Annotated in this window: 12 protein-coding genes; 7 read left to right on the forward strand and 5 right to left on the reverse strand. The window is 37.5% G+C overall.

Annotation, left to right across the window (positions count from 1 at the left end; genetic code table 11):
* Positions 1 to 499 precede the first annotated feature (499 nt).
* Genes AC23ME_RS07460 through AC23ME_RS07470 form a run of 3 tightly spaced genes read left to right on the forward strand, consistent with a single transcriptional unit; the run spans position 500 to position 2,010 of the window.
* On the forward strand, positions 500 to 1,072 hold the full coding sequence (locus AC23ME_RS07460) for a DUF1572 domain-containing protein (protein ID WP_487727130.1): 573 nt from the start codon (positions 500 to 502) through the stop codon (positions 1,070 to 1,072).
* Positions 1,069 to 1,458 carry a DUF1801 domain-containing protein gene (locus tag AC23ME_RS07465; RefSeq protein WP_487727131.1) on the forward strand — a complete coding sequence of 130 codons (390 nt, stop codon included), beginning with the start codon at positions 1,069 to 1,071 and terminating at the stop codon, positions 1,456 to 1,458. Before AC23ME_RS07460 ends, AC23ME_RS07465 begins: the two co-directional genes overlap by 4 nt.
* A 6-nt stretch (positions 1,459 to 1,464) precedes the next feature.
* Positions 1,465 to 2,010 carry a DUF2867 domain-containing protein gene (locus AC23ME_RS07470; protein ID WP_487727132.1) on the forward strand — a complete coding sequence of 182 codons (546 nt, stop codon included), beginning with the start codon at positions 1,465 to 1,467 and terminating at the stop codon, positions 2,008 to 2,010.
* Here the strand turns inward: AC23ME_RS07470 and AC23ME_RS07475 are convergent, their stop codons facing one another.
* Positions 2,011 to 2,556 (reverse strand): hypothetical protein, encoded by a 546-nt coding sequence (locus AC23ME_RS07475; protein ID WP_487727133.1) that lies wholly within the window; start codon positions 2,554 to 2,556, stop codon positions 2,011 to 2,013.
* A gap of 359 nt (positions 2,557 to 2,915) precedes the next feature.
* Positions 2,916 to 5,540, reverse strand: coding sequence for a valine--tRNA ligase (locus AC23ME_RS07480; protein ID WP_487727134.1), 2,625 nt, complete (start codon positions 5,538 to 5,540; stop codon positions 2,916 to 2,918).
* A 380-nt stretch (positions 5,541 to 5,920) separates the two neighbouring features.
* On the opposite strand from AC23ME_RS07480, the gene AC23ME_RS07485 reads away from it, so the two are divergent.
* A complete protein-coding gene (locus AC23ME_RS07485) occupies positions 5,921 to 6,673 on the forward strand; it encodes a hypothetical protein (RefSeq protein WP_487727135.1) in 753 nt (250 codons plus the stop codon).
* Positions 6,674 to 6,691: 18 nt separating this feature from the next.
* Positions 6,692 to 7,591, forward strand: coding sequence for a Ppx/GppA phosphatase family protein (locus tag AC23ME_RS07490; protein ID WP_487727136.1), 900 nt, complete (start codon positions 6,692 to 6,694; stop codon positions 7,589 to 7,591).
* Positions 7,592 to 7,626: 35 nt separating this feature from the next.
* On the opposite strand, the gene AC23ME_RS07495 is transcribed toward AC23ME_RS07490, so the two are convergent.
* Together AC23ME_RS07495 and AC23ME_RS07500 are read right to left on the reverse strand one after the other, a co-directional pair.
* Positions 7,627 to 8,091, reverse strand: coding sequence for a hypothetical protein (locus AC23ME_RS07495; RefSeq protein WP_487727137.1), 465 nt, complete (start codon positions 8,089 to 8,091; stop codon positions 7,627 to 7,629).
* 12 nt (positions 8,092 to 8,103) lie between these two features.
* A complete protein-coding gene (locus AC23ME_RS07500) occupies positions 8,104 to 9,324 on the reverse strand; it encodes an ABC transporter permease (RefSeq protein WP_487727138.1) in 1,221 nt (406 codons plus the stop codon).
* A gap of 156 nt (positions 9,325 to 9,480) precedes the next feature.
* On the opposite strand from AC23ME_RS07500, the gene AC23ME_RS07505 reads away from it, so the two are divergent.
* Positions 9,481 to 10,650 carry an exo-beta-N-acetylmuramidase NamZ family protein gene (locus AC23ME_RS07505; RefSeq protein ID WP_487727139.1) on the forward strand — a complete coding sequence of 390 codons (1,170 nt, stop codon included), beginning with the start codon at positions 9,481 to 9,483 and terminating at the stop codon, positions 10,648 to 10,650.
* 435 nt (positions 10,651 to 11,085) lie between these two features.
* Here AC23ME_RS07505 and AC23ME_RS07510 read toward each other — a convergent pair whose 3' ends face one another.
* The gene (locus tag AC23ME_RS07510) at positions 11,086 to 11,742 is read right to left on the reverse strand and encodes a protein-L-isoaspartate(D-aspartate) O-methyltransferase (protein WP_487727140.1); all 657 of its coding nucleotides are present in this window, start codon (positions 11,740 to 11,742) and stop codon (positions 11,086 to 11,088) included.
* A gap of 178 nt (positions 11,743 to 11,920) precedes the next feature.
* Here AC23ME_RS07510 and AC23ME_RS07515 point away from each other — a divergent pair, with 178 nt between their 5' ends.
* Positions 11,921 to 12,604 (forward strand): hypothetical protein, encoded by a 684-nt coding sequence (locus AC23ME_RS07515; protein WP_487727141.1) that lies wholly within the window; start codon positions 11,921 to 11,923, stop codon positions 12,602 to 12,604.
* Positions 12,605 to 12,651: the final 47 nt, after the last annotated feature.

Consider the following 12,651-nt stretch of genomic DNA (forward strand, 5'->3'; position numbering starts at 1 on the left):
GGGTATGATCTCAGCCTTTATTTGTGTTTCTTACAAAACAAGGCACCCCTTATTGATGCTGCAAAGGTATTATTCTTTTTCGAAAAGCAAAGTTTATCTAGTAAAAAGGTTTAAACCATTAAGAAATGAAGGTACATTAAGGCAACAACTTAATTTATCTTAATTTATCTTAATTTATCTTAACTTATTAATGTTTAATTCTATTTGAAAAGCAAAACCTGTTTTCTTTTTAACCGAAAGCCCTGCAATTCGCTCTTCCCGATGAAACCAGTGCAACAAGCAAGCGTACTACAACGCAATAAAAACAGATGCTTAAATCGGGATCCGCTACTATCAGGTTTAGGAAACAAAAGATACCTCTTAAAACTTCGCGATCTTAGCGTTACTTCTCTTTTCTTTGCGGTACAAATTAAACGCAAAGGTTTTTGAAGTTTTCGCAAAGTAACGCAAAGAGAGAATTGTAAATAATCTCTATCTTTAAAAGAACAAACCACCAGTAATGAACAACAATTACCTCGATAGCGTTAAAAAGCAATTCCAATACTACAAAATGCTAGGCGATAAAACCTTCGACCAACTAACCGAAGAAGCTTTGTTTTGGCAATACAATGAAGACAGCAACAGTATTGCCATGATTGTAAATCACCTTTCAGGCAATATGCTTTCTCGCTTTACCGATTTCCTTACTACAGACGGCGAGAAAGAATGGCGAAACAGAGATGCAGAGTTTGAGCCACAAACCGGTACAAAAGCAGCAGTAATTGAAAAATGGGAACAGGGTTGGGCATGTCTGTTCAACGCCATCGATCCTTTGAGTGATGCTGATTTAGAGAAGATCATCTACATTCGCAACCAAGGGCATAGCGTTACCGAAGCCATTAACAGACAATTGGCGCACTACCCCTATCATATCGGGCAAATTGTAATGTTAGGTAAAATGTTGGCTAGCCAAGGTTGGCAATCGTTGTCTATCCCAAAAGGGAAATCACAAGCTTATAATAATGATAAGTTTGCGAAACCGCAGCAGAAAACCCATTTTACCGATGAATACTTAAACAACCAAAAACGATGAACGTAGAGGTACAAGCTTATAACGACAAACAAACTACTGAAGACAAAGCCATTTGCGACTTACTCGCCAAAACTATTGACGAAAGTTTGCCTGAAGCAGAAAATAAGATATGGCATGCTCATCCGGTTTGGTTTTTAGATGGCAATCCTGTTGCAGGCTACAGTAAGTTAAAAGGTAATGTTCGTTTACTTTTTTGGAGCGGGCAATCTTTTGATGAAGCAGGTTTAACAAACGAAGGCAAGTTTAAAGCTGCCGAAGCTCGTTACACATCAGTAGAACAGGTCAACGTTGAAGATTTAAAACGTTGGTTAACAAAGGCTAGAGATATTCAATGGGATTACAAAAACATTGTAAAACGCAAAGGAACACTAGAAAGACTTAAATAAAATTAGATGGCAAACACAAAAGCTAGCTTACCTCCTAATTCTATACTAACTGATCATCAATATGATTACGTCGACAGTTTTGCAGAAAATTTAATGGATCAACATTCAAACATTGATTCGACTAAAGTAGGCAAAGCTTTTTTTTGTAGCGGCCCAAAATGGATAGATAAACTATTTACAGTTAGAAACATTGTTGTAAAACGTTTGGGATTAAAAACTCCCGAAAACTTTGTTAACAGACAAAAGCAATTAGATAATTTCAAATGTGAAGTTGGCGAAAGATTAGGTTTGTTCCAAGTTTATCATCGCAATGAAAATGAGGTAATTATTGGAGAAAATGATAAACATTTAGATTTCAGGGTATCTCTTTATTTACAGCCAACAGAAACCAATGCGCACGAAAAAACCCTAACCATTAGCACTGTAGTTAAGTTTCACAGTTGGTTAGGGCAATTGTATTTTCTACCCGTTAAGCCTCTTCACAAACTAATTGTACCAACTATGCTAAAAGGAATAATTGGTCACTTAGATGAACAACAAGCTAAAGATTAGTTATTTAATTGGGTTTGCTTTCACTATAGAAAACACATAAGCACCTAAATCGTAACCTTTAAAATCGGCTACATTAATTATTTTTACATCTTTACGACTACCTTGTCTGTACAACATTGCATCTAAAGTATATTTGCTATCAATTTTAACCTGTTGTGCTATATCTGGAGGCAATATGCCATCAACCTTAATTTGGATATAGTTTAACAAAGAACCTTGAGGCCTGGTGTTATCGTTATATCCAATAAAAGTACCAACTTTAAAGTTCTGGCCACTCAGCGTAGTATCTCTAAACTCTTTCAATTGCAAAGGCATATCTTTCAAAAAGCCTTCTTCATTACTCCAACGTTTAACTTCATGCTGAAACTTGTCAGTAATTTCATCATTAGTATTATCTCCGCTGGTCCACTCTGGATGTTGCTTTACAAACTCAGAAACCTTCTGTTCTATGAAAACATTAGAGGTTACCGCCGATCCTTCTTTGGTTTGGTTACTAGTACACGATACTGCCGCCGCAGCTACGAAAAACAGGAAAAATCTCTTCATACTTGATAATTTTAAATGATTTATAAAGAAACTAAGTTTTGTTTTAAAAAGTATGGTTTACTTGTAAAAGGGTTGATACAGGGATTTTGTTATAGCACTTCCATTCGTTATACCGTCATCCTAGATCCGATAGCTATCGGATTAGTCTGTGACCGTAATGCTGTGGCTAAGTTTATCCGCAATTGTTAAGCTTTCAAATTACTTTATAACACTTTACGATTCCCGTATACGCAGGAAGGACGTGGAGCACAGAAAATTGCAGAAGGAAATGAGGGGAGGGCAAGAAAAAAAGCCTTCCAGTTTAACTGAAAGGCTTTAAAAATTTATAATACCGATTACAAATACAGGAAAAACAAATCCTATAACGCTGCTAAACTCTCTTTGATAATTTCGATTTTCGATTCTGCATCGGCTTTTTTGTTACGCTCGTTTTCTATGATTTCTGGTTTTGCATTCTGTACAAAACGTTCGTTGCTCAACTTAGCATCTACCGATTTTAAGAAACCTTGTAAGTAAGCCAATTCCTTGGTTAAACGCTCTTTCTCTGCATCAGCGTCTACATTCTGACTTAAAGGAATAAAGAACTCATCCTTACCTACCATAAAACTAGCTGCACCGGCAACTTTATCGCTTACAAAATCAGCCTTGCTAACGTTAGCTAGTTTATAAACAATGTTTAACCAATTGTTATAATTAACCTCAGAATTTGCTTTGATGCTCAGTTCTAAAGCTTCTTTTGGAGAAATTTGACGGGTGTTTCTTACATTTCTAATTTCCGACACTAAACCTTTTAACAACTCAGCTTCTTTTAACAAACTCTCGTTTACGGCACCAACTACAGGATAATCTGCTACAATACAGCAATCCATTTCGCTGCGCTCGCCAAACAGTTCATCGTGATAAAGCTCTTCGGTAATGAAAGGCATAAACGGATGCAACAACCTTAATATCTGGTCAAAAAACTTAACCGTAGCTGCTTTGGTAGCTGCATCAACAGGTTGCTGATAAGCAGGCTTCACCATTTCTAGGTACCAAGCACAGAAATCGTCCCAAACCAATTTATAAGTAGCCATTAAAGCCTCCGATAAGCGGTACTGTTTAAAATTATGCTCAATTTCTACCAATGCCTCGCTAAAGCGGCTTTCGAACCAAGCAATAGCCTGCTCATTAGGATTAGCCAAACTTGCATCGGTCTCCCATCCTTTTACCAAACGGAAAGCATTCCAAATCTTCGAAGCGAAGTTTCTTCCTTGCTCACAGTAAGCTACATCGAACATTAAATCATTACCCGCCTGCGATGACATCAACATCCCTACCCTAACACCGTCTGCACCGTATTGGTCAATTAAACCCACAGGATCTGGAGAGTTACCCAACTGTTTTGACATTTTACGTCCTAGCTTATCGCGAACAATACCTGTCAAGTACACGTTAGAGAAAGGCTTTTTGCCTGTAAATTCTTTACCTGCCATGATCATACGGGCAATCCAGAAGAATAAAATATCTGGTCCAGTTACCAAATCATTGGTTGGGTAATAGTAGTTAAAATCTTTATTCTCTGGGTCTTTAAAACCGTCGAAAACCGAGATTGGCCATAACCAAGATGAGAACCAAGTATCCATTACATCCTCATCTTGTTTTAAATCTGAAACCTGTAAAGTTGGATCTTTCAATTTCGCTTCCTCGAAAGCTTCTTCTTGCGTTTTAGCAATCACAAAGGTTCCATCAGGTAAATACCAAGCTGGAATACGTTGTCCCCACCATAACTGACGAGAGATATTCCAATCATGAACATTCTCCATCCAGTGGCGGTAAATATTTTCGAATTTGTTAGGAATTAGGTTTACTTCACCATCCAAAACTGCATCTAAAGCTGGCTGTGCAAACTCTTTCATTTTCACAAACCATTGTAACGATACCTTAGGCTCAATTACCGCATCAGTACGTTCAGAGAAACCAACCTGCGACTTATAATCCTCCACTTTCTCTAAATTACCTGCTTCTTCCAACATCTTGGCAATTTTCTTACGAGCCACAAAACGATCTTCGCCAATTAAAATTTCGGCTTTTTCATTCAGTTTGGCATCGTCATCTAAAATATCTAAGAAAGGCGTTAGGTTATACTTCAAGCCAAGTTCGTAATCGTTGGTATCATGTGCTGGCGTTACCTTTAAACAGCCTGTTCCAAATTCCATATCTACATACTCATCCGTCATTACCTCAATTTCGCGGTTAATTAACGGAATAAGCACCTTTTGGCCTACCAACTGTTTGAAACGCTCATCGTTAGGATTTACGAAGATCGCCGCATCGGCCATGATCGTCTCTGGACGAGTAGTTGCTATCGTTACATACTGACTAACATCCGTAGCAACAAAATACTTGATGTAGTACAGCTTAGAGTTTACTTCCTTACGAATTACCTCTTCATCAGAAATTGAGGTTTTACTCTGTGGGTCCCAGTTAACCATACGGTAACCGCGGTAAATCAAGCCCTTTTTATACAGGTGAATGAAACTATCAATTACAGCATCAGAAAGGTCTTCCTCCATCGTAAAACGGGTCCTGTCCCAATCGCAGCTTGCGCCCAATTTCTTTAATTGCTCTAAAATAATGCCGCCGTATTTCTCTTTCCATTCCCAAGCATATTTTAAAAATTCTTCGCGTGTTAAATCAGCCTTATTAATTCCCTGCTCTTTTAACATAGCTACAACCTTTGCTTCCGTAGCAATAGAAGCGTGGTCGGTACCAGGTACCCAACAAGCATTTTTACCCTGCATACGAGCTTTGCGGATCAATACATCCTGAATGGTGTTGTTAAGCATGTGCCCCATGTGCAGCACCCCCGTAACGTTTGGTGGAGGAATTACAATTGTATAAGGTTCACGCTCATCTGGCTCTGAATGGAAAAAACGCTTCTCCAACCAATAGCTGTACCATTTGTTTTCTGTTTCTTGCGGATTGTATTTAGTAGCTGTGCTCATTAATATATGGTCAATATTTCTGCAAAAATACAGATTTAGAGGCACATTCTAAAGCAGATAATCACACGTAGCTAGTGTATTTTATAAAGGTGAAAATCAAATCAATCACCCCTATTCATGTTAGTCCCGCTATCCGTTTTACTTCGTTGGCAAACACATAGGTTTGCCACTACGTGTCCACTCCTATCGGGTTTATTTTACAAAAATCTTCCTAAATTGGGATTGGTATCATTAGCAAGTTTCATAAAAACCTCCCATAAAGATCATCTGGAAAATTTTGGAGTTTAGTATATACCATGTGTTAAAAAATGTAAAAAGCGACAAACGCCGTTCGTCGTAGTATGATTTTAGATAGTTTTGGTTCATTAAACACACACAAAATGAAATCTAGAATTTACCATCTTTTAGGGCTTATCGTATTATTTTTAAGCTCTTGCAGCACAATGCAAATTGATGTACCAAACAACGAATTGGTACAACATAAAGTAAAGGGCTCACAAGGCATGCGCATTAACCAAACCGTTAGCTTTGCCGATTACCAAACCCAGTACATTAAACGTTCTTGGAATAAAAGTCACAAGCGGGCTTTTGGTTTCAGTAATGGAGAAGAAACCGTAATGGTTGGCGGCAATAAGAAAAAGAACGAAATGACTTTTGCCTTAGCTTCTGCCAGTGCAGGCACATCCGAAGTTTTTATGACCAATGCCTTGAGAAGCCGCAACCTTTTCTTTAACAGTAGCGATAAAGTGCAAATGGATGCAGAAAGATACAGAAAAAAAGACTCCCTATTGAACAACTGCTACGCCCAAATCTATTTAGATGATGCTGAAAAACCTTGGCAACTACAGGTAAACAACGCCGAAGTAGAAATGTTCAAAGATGGCATTGTTGGTAAAATCATGTTAGATAAAGACAATTATTATACGGTTAAAACTGTCATCAAAACCAAACCAAAATCTATCAGCAAAATTCCAGTTGGTTTTCAGTTCGAAAACAAACAGGGTGAGGTTGTAGGTGCGGTATCTTTAATTGATAACGGCACCATATTCTTGAAAAAGAGCAACGAGAAGGAAAAGCTGCTAATGAGTAGCGCGGCTTTAGTTTTGCTGCTGCGAGATGATTTCGTAGATTAACCGCTCAAAGCGGTCAACATGAAAATTGCAGCGATAGATTTAGGCACCAATACCTTTCATCTCATTATTGCCGAAACGGTGGGTAATGAGATGAATATCATTTATAAAACCAATAAGCCTGTTAAATTAGGTGAGGATATCACGTTGGAAAATCGAATTATTCCAGCTGCATTTGAGCGGGGCATTAACTGTTTGAAGGAATTTAGAGCTACGCTCGACAAGTACGATGTAGCAAAAATTAGAGCTGTAGCAACATCGGGCGTACGCAGTGCCAGCAATGGGCAAGAGTTTATAGACAACGCAAAACAAGAAACCGGAATTACAATTGAGGTAATTAACGGCGACGAAGAAGCGAACTTAATCTACGAAGGCGTAAAGTACAGTGGCGCCGTAAAAGGTAGATCTTTAATTATGGATATTGGCGGTGGTAGTACCGAGTTCATATTTTGCGACGAAGAAGGTTTCTACTGGAAAAAAAGCTTCGACATTGGTGCAGCAAGGCTGATGCAAAAATTCTTCAAATCTGATCCTATTAACGCAATAGACCAGCAGCAAATCAATATCCATTTACAAGAAACTTTAACCGAACTGATCGATTTCGGGAGTAATTTCAAGGCAGAAACGCTTATTGGTTCCGCCGGTGCGTTTGAAACTTATAGTGCTATGATCAATCCATCTATAGATCTTAACAATGTTGCCAATTTGCCTGTTGATACTGGCTCCTACCATGAGCTAAGTAAAAGATTGATTAGTGCTACACATAAAGAAAGGGTAACTATGCCAAACCTTATTCCATTGCGTGTAGATATGATTGTTATGGCATCAATAATTACCGATTACGTTCTAGCAGCACTTCATCTTAAAAAAATCACCTTATCTACTTATGATTTGAAGATGGGAGTTTTGAAGGTATTATAGCCTGTCATCCAGAGCGCAGCGAAGGATCTTTTGAATCATACCGCACAGCTACGTGCATTATTTTTTACACCTTCAACAACTGTTCGATGCCAATCAATATCTTTTTCATTAATAATGATGGTCGTAAAGTTATACCTATCTCCTTCAATCCCAACCCCAGGCGAATCATCAACATGAATATCAATACCAAAAGCAGGAGGATACTTTGAAGTTCTATTCTTTTGTTCTCTTAAAACTTGATTATGTATATGCTGATTTATTACTTTACCGACCGAAATCCCATAAGATAAAAACATCAATTTTATTCTAATTATAGAACGAAAAGACGTAGTATAAATGTAAACACCGTGACCGTTATTTTTCAGTTCCTTAAAAAGTTCTCGAGTTCCACATCGTATCGCTTCAACAGCAAAAACTCTTTGAAAAAAGTTCATTTTCTCCGTGTCAAAAGTTTTAACACCAGGTATTATTAAGTCATCAAGGTCGAACGATATGGTCATACAGTAATTAAACTACTTAAACCTAATCGCCTTTAGCGGACTGATCCTACTCACCAACATAGAAGGAATAATCAATACCAAGGTACAAATGACAATAGTTAATAAATTGAGCAACAAAACATCAATAAAATGCACCTCGATAGGTACGTAATCTAAATAATAATTTGTTTGGTCTAATTTAAATAGGTGCGTGTATTGCTGAAGAAAACACAATCCCAACCCTAAAACATTTCCTAAAAACAACCCAATACCAACCAAATACACCGCATTGTAAAGAAAAATCTTCATCATGCTGCTGTTGCGCATACCCATCGCTTTTAGCATTCCAATCATATTAGTTCTTTCCAAAATCATAATCAGCAGGGCGGTAATCATGTTAATTACACCCACAATGAGCATTAGTATTAAAAGCACCTGAGTATTTACATCTAACAATGATAGCCAAGTGAAAATTTCGGGTGTACTTTCTTCTACCGATCTAGAGCGCAGTTTCAATTCTAAATTCGAATAAACATCATCAGACACAGGTTTTAACTTCGAAAAATCTTTAATACGCACTTCTATCCCGCCAGTTTGTTGGGGTAGCCAGTTATTTAAACGTCTAATTAGTCCGATGTCACCAATTACAAAGCCTTTGTCTAAACTTTCAATACCAATATCATAAATACCTACAATAGTCAGCTTTCTTTTTCTCGGCGGATTTTGTACGAAATGCATCACAAAGCTATCACCAGTTTTCAGCATTAAACGTTTAGCGGTATAATTCGATATCAGTATTTGTTGTGATGCTTTAGTACTATCAGAAAAATCGATGACCGTTCCACTAATCAGGTGCTTTCTAATATAACTCCAGTCGTAACTCTTGTCGATACCTTTGTAATTCACACCTTCTACCTCACTATTGGCAACAATAATAGCTGGCTTGGCTGCAAATGGATAAAAGGATGCTATATTTTTGTTATTTCTAAGGTTGTTGATTGTGGTATCGTTAGGTATAAACGGTGATTTTTCAAACGAACCGTTCAAATCATACCTATAAATCTGGATATCGCCAATAAAACCACGAACCTTATCTTGAACTTCTGTTTTAAATCCCTTGATGATAGCCACAGAAAGGATCATTACTGCTAAACTGAGCATCACCCCAATAATGGCAATACGCACAATTAGCTTAGAAAATGTTCTTTCCGCTTTCAACGAAATCCTACTCGATATGAAATATTCTATATTCAATTTTTTGCAATAAATTGTACCTTAGCAAATAGCTAATCAATTGTTAATTTTTAGCTCAAAAACACTCTAAACCCGAATATGAACAAATCAATCCTATTCTTGAATTTTTTTTTAGTTGCTTTTGCATTCACCGCTTGTGGGCAAAACAGCAAAAAAATGCAAAAAACACAACCTACCGTTAAGCAAAACCAAACCACCAAGCAGTTTAAAACCGGTGCAGAACAAACCGAAATTTACCTTCCATTACTTAAAGGAAAGCGTGTGGGCATGGTAGTTAACCCTACCTCCATCATCGGTAAAACAACTACTGTAGATAGTTTGCTTAAACGTGGTGTAAAAATAGTAAAGATTTTTGGTCCTGAGCATGGTTTTAGAGGAGATGCGAGTGCAGGTATTCATGTGAACGACGATATCGACAAAAAAACAGGCATAAAAGTGGTTTCTCTGTACGGAAAGCAAAGCACGCCAAGCAAAGAAAACCTTGCCGATATTGATGTGATGATTTTTGACATTCAGGATGTTGGTGTTCGTTTTTACACCTACATCAATACCTTGCAACGTGTAATGGAAGCTTGTGCTGCCAACGGCAAAGAGGTAATGATATTCGACCGACCAAATCCAAACGGTTTCGTAATCGACGGGCCAATTTTAGACCCTAAGTTTAAATCGGGTATCGGAATACAGCCAATTCCAGTATCACATGGCTTAACAGTTGGCGAATACGCACAAATGTTAAATGGCGAAGGTTGGTTAAAAGACAAGCTAAAATGCAAAATCACGGTCATCAAAAATGCAAAGTACAACCATGATATGCCTTATGAACTCCCAATTGCCCCTTCTCCAAACTTAAATACAGCGCAATCTATTTTGCTGTATCCAAGCACCTGTTTATTTGAAGGCATTTACATGAACTTAGGCCGAGGCACCAAATTTCCGTTTACGGTACTGGGAGCGCCATACTTTAAAGGCATTTACGAGTTTTCTTTCAAACCTATCGGAATAAAAGGCATGGCAGAAACGCCTTTGTTTAAAGATCAGGTTTGCTACGGAATTGATTTAAGGAATTACGATACTTCAATTTTCAGAAAAACGCGACAAATCAATATCCAATGGGTAATGGAGCTTTACAAAGCATCTCCTAAAAAAGAGAGTTTCTTCGATTCGAAACTAAGCAACCAACTCTTACCTATCGAAAGGTTAATTGGCGTGGCCGATTTTAGGCAGCAGATTATTGACGGAAAAAGCGAAGCCGAAATTAGAGCAAGCTGGGAACCAGGCTTAAGCAAGTACAAAGAAATGAGGAAAAAGTACTTGTTGTATCCTTAATATATTGTTGGCTTGTTGTATTGTTCCATTGTTTAACGATGCCTTTAGATCCTTCAGTTGATTTATAGAAAAGCTTATGAAGTGGTACTATTTATGTTAGTCCCACTTTCGCTCATAGTCCTCGCTACGTTTCGCTAACGCTTCACTTCGCTGTGGGCTAATCCGCTCAATTGGGTTTAAAATGCAAGTGACTGCATAACTTATTGTTGCCAACAAACTACGGTAATAATGACGGCTCTACAAACTTTGTCAATCTTAATAAACAAAAAAAGCAAGCGAAAAGGTCGAGCGCTCGTGTCATGTTGAGCTTTCCGAAGTATCGGAACAAGTCGTCGAAACATCAACAATAGTCTTCGACAAGCTCAGACTGACAAGCAAAATTTTCGCTATCGTATATTTAAACACAGCTACAATACAACAATCCAGCAATGATCTTTACCAAGCTTGATCGCCTACCAAAGGCACAAACCTAAATGTATCAAGCTCTATCCTATCGTATTCATTCTCACTCACACGAATAACAGTAATCATCTTTTGAGACTTTTCATCGCCTACCGGTATCACTAAAATACCACCAATTTTCAATTGTTTAAGCAAAATTTCGGGAACGAATGGAGCACCAGCAGTTACAATTATCTTGTCGTAGGGAGCGCGTTCTTCGATACCTTTAGAACCATCTCCTAAAAAGAAATTAGCATTATAGCCCATCCCAGGCAAAACCTTAATGGTTCTAGCGTACAAATTTTCTTGTCGCTCAATGGTATAAACATCAGCACCTAGCTCCATCAATATACAAGTTTGGTAACCCGATCCAGTACCAATTTCTAACACCTTATTTCCTTTTTGGATATGCAACAACTCCGTTTGGTAAGCTACAGTATAAGGCTGCGAAATAGTTTGCCCATCACCTATTGGGAAAGCGATATCTCTGTAGGCTTGATTCCAGAAAGTTTCATCAAAAAAGAAATGACGAGGCACTTTTCCAATTGCTCTCAGCACTTTTGCATCTGATATACCTCTTTCCTTTAAGATTTCTACCAGTTTTTTTCTCGCTCCTTTTTCCCTGTAATTATCTACGAACTTGTACGCCATTTGCGTCAAAAATAGGCTTTAAATCTACATTTAACCAAATAAGATTTCGTTTTTTTGTCAACAGTCTACTTATCAAACTAACACTCAAACACATTCCTAAAACTATTAAGACTATATAGCAGTAAAAAGCCGTGTAATCGCAAATATTTTATATTTTTGCCAACAAATAATCATTTACATGAATAGGATCATACTTGTTTTTACCTTTCTATTAATTAGCATCTCTGCTTTTGCACAAGTAGACGGGAACTATAATTACAGCCTTGGTGTAAAAGGTTACAGCATGATGCAGTTACCGAAAATCTTGCAGCAAACCAATACCGACGACTATACAACGATGTGGTTAAATGGCGGTATTATAAAGATCAACGATAACCAAATGGCTTTTAGAATTAGTGGCCATTATTTCAGCAAAAAAGATTTCACTTTTAACAATCAATGTGATAATTGTGAAAGTGCAAAAGGTAACTTAAATGACTATAGCATCAAGTTGGGTTTTGAAAAAAACTTTAATTATTCTATAGTACAACCGTATTTCGGAGCAGATTTTGGGTTTAGATCTAACAATTTTAGAGGAAATATTACCCGTCTTAACGCAGCGAGCTTAAACTCACCTTACACTACGGTTGCAAGTAAAAACGGTGGTACTTTATCTCCAATATTGGGACTAAAAATAAACGTAGCTAGGCAAGTGAGTATCTTTGCAGAGTCTAGTATCGATTTTTATTATTCTTACGAGCGTCAGGAAACAGTTCAAAATGATGCGAATAGCACCAGGACTTTTGCTAAATATTCTAAGTTCGAATCTTTATTAAATCCTGTTTCGGTTGGACTTCAAATACATTTAGTGGGTAAAAACTAATTCGGTTGGCAGTTTTCAGTAAACAGTTAACCGATTCAAAAAGTAAA

It is taken from the genome of Pedobacter sp. T50_32 (assembly GCF_057652195.1).

Coding starts and splice junctions, on each gene's coding strand:
- AC23ME_RS07460 (WP_487727130.1), top strand. CDS start 500: ATGAACAACAATTACCTCGATAGCGTTAAAAAGCAATTCCAATACTAC.
- AC23ME_RS07465 (WP_487727131.1), top strand. CDS start 1,069: ATGAACGTAGAGGTACAAGCTTATAACGACAAACAAACTACTGAAGAC.
- AC23ME_RS07470 (WP_487727132.1), top strand. CDS start 1,465: ATGGCAAACACAAAAGCTAGCTTACCTCCTAATTCTATACTAACTGAT.
- AC23ME_RS07475 (WP_487727133.1), bottom strand. CDS start 2,556: ATGAAGAGATTTTTCCTGTTTTTCGTAGCTGCGGCGGCAGTATCGTGT.
- AC23ME_RS07480 (WP_487727134.1), bottom strand. CDS start 5,540: ATGAGCACAGCTACTAAATACAATCCGCAAGAAACAGAAAACAAATGG.
- AC23ME_RS07485 (WP_487727135.1), top strand. CDS start 5,921: ATGAAATCTAGAATTTACCATCTTTTAGGGCTTATCGTATTATTTTTA.
- AC23ME_RS07490 (WP_487727136.1), top strand. CDS start 6,692: ATGAAAATTGCAGCGATAGATTTAGGCACCAATACCTTTCATCTCATT.
- AC23ME_RS07495 (WP_487727137.1), bottom strand. CDS start 8,091: ATGACCATATCGTTCGACCTTGATGACTTAATAATACCTGGTGTTAAA.
- AC23ME_RS07505 (WP_487727139.1), top strand. CDS start 9,481: ATGCAAAAAACACAACCTACCGTTAAGCAAAACCAAACCACCAAGCAG.
- AC23ME_RS07510 (WP_487727140.1), bottom strand. CDS start 11,742: ATGGCGTACAAGTTCGTAGATAATTACAGGGAAAAAGGAGCGAGAAAA.
- AC23ME_RS07515 (WP_487727141.1), top strand. CDS start 11,921: ATGAATAGGATCATACTTGTTTTTACCTTTCTATTAATTAGCATCTCT.